The organism is Streptomyces longispororuber, from assembly GCF_014656095.1.
Lineage (GTDB): Bacteria > Actinomycetota > Actinomycetes > Streptomycetales > Streptomycetaceae > Streptomyces > Streptomyces longispororuber.
Genome location: NZ_BNBT01000245.1, coordinates 1 through 7,938, shown reverse-complemented (window position 1 = coordinate 7,938; position 7,938 = coordinate 1). Strand labels below are relative to the sequence as shown.

Here is a 7,938-nt window from a genome sequence, read left to right as displayed (position 1 = left end):
GCCGGTCCCCGGCCCGCCCGTCCGCCCCCGGCCCCGCGCGCGGAGCGCGTCCGTTCACTTGATGGTGGCCGCCGTGAGCCCCGACTGGACCTGCCGCTGGAAGGACACGTACACCACGAGCACCGGGATCATGGAGATCGTCATGCCCGCGTACAGGGCGGGCAGGTCGGTCTCGTAGTTCCCCTGGTTCATCAGGCTCACCAGGCCCTGGGCGAGCATCGAGCGGTCCTCGTCGCCGCCGCTCTGCTTCTGCATGAGGGTGAGCGGCAGGATGTACTGGTTCCACTGCCCCAGGACGTTGAAGATCCCGACGCTGATCAGGCCGGGCTTCGCCATCGGCACCATGATCTGGAAGAACACCCGGGTGTGCGAGGCGCCGTCGATGACCGCCGCCTCGTGCACGGCCGTCGGCAGCGTCCGGAAGAACGAGTGCAGGTAGAACACGGTGAAGGGCAGCGAGTACGCCACGTAGACGAGGATCAGCCCCTGGTACGTGTTCAGCATGCCCAGGCGGTCGACCATGAAGTACAGCGGGACGAGCGCGAGGAACACCGGGAACATCGACCCGGCGACGAAGAAGTAGTACAGGAACCGGTTGCCGACGAACTCGTAGCGGGCCAGGACGTACGCCGCCATGGCGCCGAGCAGCATCGTGAGCGGGATGGAGAAGGCCATCACGATGAGCGTGTTCAGGAGGTAGTCGCCGACGCCCTTCTCCCAGCCGCGCTGGAAGGCGTCGAGGCTCCACTCGGTGGGCCAGGTCCAGGCGCTGGACTTGATCTGCGAGTCGGACTTGAAGTTGCCGAGCAGGATCCAGAACAGCGGCAGGACGATCATGATCGCCCACAGCACCAGGAAGCCGTGCGAGAAGGCGTTGAGGGTCCTGCCCTCCCTCGCGTCCGTGCGGTCGGGTCCGCCGCGCCCGCCCCGCCGGCCGGGCACCTTGACCTTGGTGACGGGGGGCTGTGTCGCGGGAGCCGTCATGGTGCTCGCGCCTCCCTAGTACTCGATGCGGTCGCGGCGGCTGAGCCGCAGCGTGACGATGGACACGATCAGGGTGAGCAGCAGCATCACGACACCCATGGCGCAGGCGTAGCCGCTCTTGCTGTACGTCTGGAAGTTCCGCATCAGGTACGTCGAGATGACCTCGCTGCTGTGGTCGGGGCCGCCGCCGAAGTCCTGCGAGGTGAGCGTGGAGATGAGCAGGAAGGCGTCCATGGCCAGGATCGCGAGGAACACCCAGGCCGTCTGGATGGTCTCCCACAGCAGCGGCAGGGTCACCCGGAAGAAGGTCTGGAACCGCCCGGCGCCGTCGAGCAGCGCGGCCTCGTAGATGTCCCGGGGAATGGACTGCATGGCGGCCGAGAACAGCACCATGTAGAAGCCGGCGCCGGCCCAGATCATCACGAAGACGATGCACCACAGGACCAGGTCGGGGTCGTTCAGCCATTCCGTGGGGTGGTTCTTGTCGCCGAGCCCCACGGCCTGGAGGGTGCCGTTGATGAGGCCCGAGTCGTCGCCGCGGTAGACCGCTTTGAACAGGATGGCGAGAATGGCGACGGAGAGGACCTGCGGGAAGAAGAAGATGATCCGGTAGAAACCGGAGCCTTTCACCCCGGAGACGCCGCCCGCACCGCCGCGGCCGCCGACATTCACCATGAAGGCGAAGAACAGCGAAAGCAGGATCGTGAGGGTGGGCACGAGAATCAGGAGCAGGGCGTTGTGCTGGAGCGCCTTGATGAAGACGTCGTCCTTCGCCAGGTCCCGGTAGTTGTCGAACCCGATGAAATCGAACTTCTGGGAAGCCCCGCTCCAGTCGGTGAAGGAGTAGCTGATGGTCTGGATGTAGGGCCAGACCACGAGCAGCAGATAGAGCCCGACGGGAAGGACGAGGAATCCCGCGATGAAGGGATACTTTTTCCGATGCATGACACCCTGCTCCCGGTCCCGCGCGCGCCCCTCTACTTCCGCCTGTGCTTGTCCGTGCCCTTCTTGGCTTCCTTGTCGACGGCCTTCTGGCAGCGCTCCAGCCACTTCTTCGGGGTGATGCGCTTGGCCATCAGCTCACCGGTGGCGTTCTGGATCTCGACGTCGAGTTCGCCGTACCACTCCGAGTAGCGGTAGTTGAAGCGCTCCTCGACGGGGCAGTCGTCGACGGCGGCGAGGGCGGTCTTGATGCCGGGGCGCAGCTCGACGCTCTTGTCGACGTACTCCGGGCCGAGCACGGACAGCGAGCTGGCCTTCCTGGCGAAGTCGGTGGCGCCCTCCTTCGACAGCATGCGGCGCAGGAACTCCAGGCCGCCGGGCACGTTCTTGGCCTTGGACGGCACGATGAAGGGCTCGTCGGCGCCGACGCGCACCGCGTGCAGCTTCATCTTGGAGTCGGGCAGCAGCGGCAGCGGCAGGAACGTCATCTCGAAGTCCTCGGGCGTCTGCTTGGCCTGCTCGTTCTCCAGCCAGGACCCGGAGGGGATGAAGACCGCCTTGTACTCGTTCCACTTGGTCTGTGCCTCGGTGTGCTCCAGGGAGTTGGTGCCCGGCATGAGCAGGCCCTTCTCGACGATCTCGTAGACCGCCTCGATGGAGCGCTCGGCGGCGTCGTTGCCGACGAACGCCTTGGGGTCGAGGTTGTCGATCGCCTTGACGGCGTCCATGCCGCCGGTCTTCGCGATCAGGTCCATGATCACGATGTTCATGTAGTACGGGTACTTGCCCTGGTGGGCGAGGCCGCCGATGCCCTTGGACTTGGCGTCCTTCATGATGTCCAGGAGCTGGTCCCAGGTCTTCGGGACCTCCCAGCCGTGCTTCTTGAACAGCTTGTTGGAGTACCACAGGCCCCAGGCCGCGTACACGTAGAACAGCGCGTGGAACTTCCCGCCGAAGGTGCCCTGTTCGATGGTCCCCGGCAGCATGATGTCGCGGATCTTCTTGCTCGGGTCGTCGATGGAGGGCGCGTCCAGCAACTGCGTGAGGTCGGTGAGGTGGCCTTCCTTGTACAGCGTGTCGAGCTTCATCTTCTTCGACCCGGAGTCGTCGACGACGTCCGGCGGGTTGCCCTTGTTGAAGCGGGGCTGGAGCTTGCCGGTGACGTCCTGCTCACCGCTGTGCGAGACCTCGCCGCCGTACTTCTTCTCGTACGACGCCTCCCAGGCCTTGGCGTACTCGTCGCCGTAGCCGCCCTTGAAGATGAAGACGTCCAGGTCGTTGCCCTCGGCGACGCCGAAGGGGTTCTCCTTGGTCTTCTTGACCGTCTTCGCCTTCTCGTCGTCGTCCCCGCCGCCGGAGGCGCACGCGGACAGGAAGCCCATGGTGGGCACGGAGATGAGGCCGAGGGCGGCGCTCCGCTTGATCAGGTCGCGGCGCCCCAGGCCGCCGGTGCCGGGCGTACGGGGGCTGGCGGGGGTACGGGGGGTGGCGGGCGTACCGGAGGTGGATCCCATGCTCAAGTCCTCGCTCTCTTCCAGGACTCAGGCGGTGAACCGGATCCTCCCCGGCACCGCGGAGTTGTGGAGCTGGTGTCGTGCGATGGTGCGGGATTGTCCGACGGGGGCCGAGCGGTCGCCGCATTCGGCCGACCGGGCCGCCCGGACGCGCACAGGTATAGTCCACTCGCCGCGCGGCAAGCAAGATCGAATGCAGTTTTCGGCCGCCACCTTTTCCGAGTTGAGACCTCGTGTGGCGAGACCTTGTGGGGGGCCTGTCGCGGCGGGGTCTCCTCCGGCGAATTCCCGCGCGGGCGGGGGCGGTCCGCAATTCCCGGACGAATACGGGACGAATTCCCGGGCCGGGCCTCCGGTGCGAGGAGGTGGCCCGGGCCTGCCCCGCCGCCGGACCGCCGTGGGTACGGCCGTCGGCGGCGGGGCCCGTTCCTCAGGCGGACGTGGAGGCCGCCTCCGCCGAGCCGCGCGCCTGGGCGGGCAGGGTGACGGGCGCCTCGGCGCCGGGGGCCGCGGGCTCGGGCCCGGCGTCGGCGGGCTCGGACCCGGGCCCGGCGTCGGCGGGCTCGGACCCGGGCCCGGCGGCCTCGTCGCCCCGGGTCAGACCCAGGCGCAGGTGCACGAGGCGGGCGATGTCGACGAGCGTGCTGTTGCGGTTGCGCAGCAGCTCCATGGGCGGGATCTCGACGCCGTAGCGGCGCTGGAGGGTGACCAGGAGCTCGGCGCCCATGAGGGAGTCCATGCCGTAGCTGTCGACGCGCTGGTGCGGGTCGAGCTGTCCGGGTTCCATGCGCATGACCTCGGCGAGCATCTGGCGCAGGTTCTCGGTGAGGTAGTGCACCGCGTCGTCGGCGTACATCCGGCCGAGGTGGCGGACGAGTTCCTCCCTGCTGAGGTCGTCGGCGGCTCCGGCCGGGACCAGCGCGGACAGGCGCGGGCTGCGGACCACGGGCAGCAGGCCCCGGGCGACGCCCCAGTCGATGGCGCCGACCGTGGCCGTGCCGGCGCCCGCCGCCAGCAGCGCCTCCAGGTGGGTGAACGCCCGCGCCGGGGCCAGGGAGTTGAGGCCCACGGCCTCCAGGGCCGGGGTGAGGCCGGTGCGCGCCACGTAGCCGACGTCGGCGACGGCTCCCCAGGCGACGGCCAGGGCGGGCAGGCCCGCGTGCCGTCGGCTGCGGGCGAGGGCCTGGAGGTAGAGGTTGCCGCCGCAGTAGGGGGCCTGGCGGACGTTGCCGATGGTGGCGGTGGCGGAGGAGTACAGCAGGAAGAGGTCGCAGGCGCGGTCGCGGGTGAGGGCGTCGAGGACGGCGGCACCGCTGACCTTGGGGGCCATGACGGCGGTGGTCCGGTCGGCGTCCAGGGCGAGGAAGTCGTCGTCGTCGAGGTGCATGGCGCAGTGGACGACGCCCCGCAGCGGGTGCCCGCCCGCGTCGAGGCGCGCGGCGAGGGCGGTCATGGCCGGGGCGTCGGCCGCGTCGGCGGCGTGGGCGGTCGCGTGCACGCCCCGCCCGCGCAGTCGGGCCAGGACGTCGTGCGCCTCCGGGGCGTCCGGGCCGCGGCGGCTGACCAGGGCGAGGTGCCGGGCCCCGCGGTCGGCGAGCCAGTCGGCGGTGGCGGCGCCGAAGCCGCCGGTGCCGCCGGTGACCAGGTAGGTGCCGTCCGGGTCGAGCCGCAGGGGGGTGTCCGGGCGGCGCTCCACGAGGGGGGCTTCGTCCAGCGGGTCGAAGGCGACGACGACCTTGCCGATGTGCCGGGAGTGCTGGAGGCGGGCGAAGGCCTCATCGACGCGGGCCGCGGGGTGGACGCTGTGCGGCAGCGGGCCGCAGGCGCCGGTGGCGAGGGCGTCGAGGACGTCGTCGGCGAGCTCCTGGAGCGCCTCGGGGCGGTGGACGAGTTTGGTGAGGTCCACGCCGAAGAAGGCGATGTTGTCGGCGAACGGCCGCAGCGGCAGGGACTTGTTCTCGTAGATGTCGCGCTTGCCGAGCTCCACGAACCGGCCGCCGGGCCGCAGGAGTTCCAGGCTGCGGGTCAGGGCCTCACCGGCCAGCGAGTTGAGGACGACGTCGACGCCGCGGCCCGCGGTGAGCTCCCTGACCCGCTCGGCGAAGTCCAGGGTGCGGGAGTCGAGGACGTGCCGGACGCCGAGGGTGCGCAGCAGGTCGCGCTTCAGGTCGTTGCCCGCGGTGGCGACGACGTGGGCGCCCAGCGCGTGGGCGTAGCGCACGGCCGCGAGGCCGACGGCTCCGGCGCCGCCGTGGACCAGGACGGTCTCGCCCGGCCGGAGCCGGGCGAGGGTCTTCAGGCCGTAGACGACGGTGGCGGCGGCCACGTACACCGTGGCGGCCTCGGTGAGGCGCATCCCGTCCGGCACCGGCAGGAGGACCGGCTCGGGGGCCACCGTGCGGGAGGAGAGGGCGGCGGGGGCCAGGCCGAACACCCGGTCGCCGGGGGCGAACCGGGTGGTGTTCTCCCCGCAGGCGACGACGGTCCCCGCGCATTCGAAGCCGATGCCGTGCTCCCCCAGCGCGCTGTCGAAGGCCTGGCCGGGCAGCAGGCCCGTGGCCTTCATGATGTCGCGGTAGTTCAGCGCGGCGGCACCCACCTCGACCAGCACCTCGCCGGGGCCGGGCGCCGCGGCCTCCGCCTCCTGCCAGGCCAGGTGGTACGTCAGGCCGGGGTTGCGGACCCGCAGGGTGTACGGCGTCCCGGCGGTGGCGGGGATGGCCGCGGGGCGGTGCCGTTCGCGGGGGACGAAGCGGCCCTGGCGGGTGAGGACGATCTCGTCCTCGTCGGTCTCGGCGAGCAGTTCGCGGGCGAGGCGCCGCGCGTCCGCGGCCGGGTCGGCACCGGCGTGCAGGGCGATGCGGCGGCAGCCCGCGTCGGGGTGCTCGTTGGCGACGGTACGGGCCACGCCCCAGGCCGCCGCGTCCAGCGGGTGCGGCACGGCACCGGCGGTCGGCACCGCCCCGCAGGGCCGGGTCACCAGGGTGAGCCGCACCTGGACGCCGGGGAGGTCCTGTCCTGCGAGGAGGCAGGTGCGCAGCGCCTCGGTCCGCCGGGCGGCGACGGCGGTGCCGCGGCTCGCCTCGTCCTCGGCCGCCGCGCCGAGGACCAGCACCACGTGCACGGTCCCGGACGGCGGGGTTCCCGCCGCCGGGGTCGTCACCGCTGCGGCCAGCTCTCGCCGCCAGCCCTCCCGGGTGACGGGGGCGGTCACCGTCCCGGTGGTGCGGCAGGCGCCCCGCTCGGCGAGGACCGCCGACAGCGCGGTACCCAGAGCCCGGGCGGCGCCGGACTCGATGGCCACGAGGTACGTGCCGGGGGGCGCGGGTGGGGGCGGCGCGGCGGGAGCGGAGGCGGGGCCGGGAGCCGGGCCGGAAACGGAGTCGGCAGCCGAACCGGAAGCGGAACCGTCCGCCGGACCGGCCGCCCGCGTCCGGGCGAGGAGGACCGACATCTGGCGGTGGACCGCCGTCCCGGGCTCCGCGCCGAGCTGGACGACGTCCTCGTAGCCGCAGCGCCGCAGCAGGGGCGGCCAGGCGTCGCGCGGCAGCAGCAGGGAGTGCGGGCGCAGGCCGGTGTCGGTGTGGCCGTAGAAGCTGTCGAGGAAGCCGAAGAGTCCGGCGATCTTCTCCGGGTCGTGGACCTCGGTGGCGAGCAGCGCCCCGCCCGGTGCCAGCAGCGTGGCGACGTGCCGCAGCGCGGTGCGCAGGTCGCGCGCGGTGTGCAGGGAGAAGCCCGCCACCACCAGGTCGAAGCCGCCCGGCGCGAAGCCCTGCGCGCCGGGGTCGGTGTCGAGGTCGAGGGTGCGGTGGTCGAGGAAGTCGTAGGCGGCGAACCGCGCCTGGGCGCGGGTGAGGAAGAACGCGGCGACGTCCGTGAAGCAGTAGCGGGTGCGGTCGGGCGGCAGCAGGGGCAGGAGGGCCGCGGTGGTGCCGCCGGTGCCCGCGCCCACCTCCAGGACGCGCAGCGGCCGGTCGGCGGGCCAGCACCGCACCATCTCGGTCACGAGGGCCTGGAGGAGCCGGTTGTGGAGGCGGGTCAGGGGCGCGAGGTCGTAGAAGGCCTCCAGCGCCTGGGCCGGGGCCTCGCCGGTCAGCAGCTCCAGCGGGTCGCGGGTGCCGCGCAGCAGCGCGTCCAGGTGCCGGCTGTGGTGGGACAGCAGGGAGACGAAGTCGACGTTCGCGGGGTCGTCGGCCAGGCCCCGCCGGACCGCGCGGGGCCACTCCTGTGGGGTGCCGTGCAGGCGGTACCGGCCGTCGCCCTCCGCCGTGAGGTACCCGTGGCGGAGCAGGGCGGGGAGCAGCAGGTCGAGCAGGCGCAGCCCGCGCTCGGCGAGGCCGTGCCCGGTCAGCTCCGGGAGCCGGAACGCGGCGCCGGGGTCGGGCAGCAGCCCGGCGATCCACCGCGCCAGGCCGGACGCCAGGCCCCGGTCGAGGGCCTGGCCCGCGCTGTCGTCGGCCGCCGACCGGCGCCACGCGGCGACGACGCGCCCGGCGCG

At 72.1% G+C, this 7,938-nt stretch carries 4 protein-coding genes; all 4 read right to left on the bottom strand.

The features are described 5' to 3' along the window. Positions 1-54: 54 nt before the first annotated feature. Entirely contained in the window at positions 55-984 is a 930-nt protein-coding gene (locus IE330_RS37015; RefSeq protein ID WP_190140576.1) for a carbohydrate ABC transporter permease, read from the bottom strand. 15 nt (positions 985-999) lie between these two features. Beyond that, a complete protein-coding gene (locus tag IE330_RS37010) occupies positions 1,000-1,929 on the bottom strand; it encodes a carbohydrate ABC transporter permease (protein WP_190140575.1) in 930 nt (309 codons plus the stop codon). 32 nt (positions 1,930-1,961) lie between these two features. After that, positions 1,962-3,440, bottom strand: coding sequence for an N-acetylglucosamine/diacetylchitobiose ABC transporter substrate-binding protein (gene ngcE, locus IE330_RS37005; protein ID WP_229926199.1), 1,479 nt, complete (start codon positions 3,438-3,440; stop codon positions 1,962-1,964). Positions 3,441-3,870: 430 nt separating this feature from the next. Continuing rightward, on the bottom strand, positions 3,871-7,938 hold a 4,068-nt coding region (locus IE330_RS37000), incomplete at its 5' end, for an SDR family NAD(P)-dependent oxidoreductase (RefSeq protein WP_190140574.1).

Excerpts from the sequence above, each read along its gene's own strand:
- IE330_RS37015 (WP_190140576.1), bottom strand. The coding sequence starts at position 984 with ATGACGGCTCCCGCGACACAGCCCCCCGTCACCAAGGTCAAGGTGCCC.
- IE330_RS37010 (WP_190140575.1), bottom strand. The coding sequence starts at position 1,929 with ATGCATCGGAAAAAGTATCCCTTCATCGCGGGATTCCTCGTCCTTCCC.
- ngcE (WP_229926199.1), bottom strand. The coding sequence starts at position 3,440 with ATGGGATCCACCTCCGGTACGCCCGCCACCCCCCGTACCCCCGCCAGC.